This is a genomic window from Bacillus sp. SIMBA_008, from assembly GCF_046535495.1.
GTDB lineage: Bacteria > Bacillota > Bacilli > Bacillales > Bacillaceae > Bacillus > Bacillus subtilis.
On the sequence record NZ_JAWRWL010000784.1, the window covers coordinates 1 to 257 of the forward strand.

The following is a 257-nucleotide window of genomic DNA, read 5'->3' on the forward strand; positions in this document are numbered from 1 at the left end:
GTCGTGCGTGATCGTGGCGTGCACGGGATCCGTGTCGGGCAGTCGCAGCTCGTTGCCGTCGGCCGAGCCGATGCGCACGACGTCGGCCTCGAGTGCGAACTCCGACCGCTCATCGTCGCGCGTGATGCGCAGCAGCGGGTTGCCGGCACCCCATTCGGCATGCGTGGTCGTCGGCGTGTAGCCGTCATCGGGGCGGTCGTCGATGTGTCGTGCGTTCATGGCGGTGGCCTCCTCGGATCGGTCCCTTCACGCTAGGC

1 protein-coding gene is annotated in these 257 nt (G+C 68.9%); it reads right to left on the reverse strand.

The features are described from left to right. Positions 1-219, reverse strand: a 219-nt coding sequence (locus SB658_RS25445) for an FHA domain-containing protein (RefSeq protein ID WP_410603219.1), incomplete at its 3' end; no start/stop codon positions are given. Positions 220-257 lie beyond the last annotated feature (38 nt).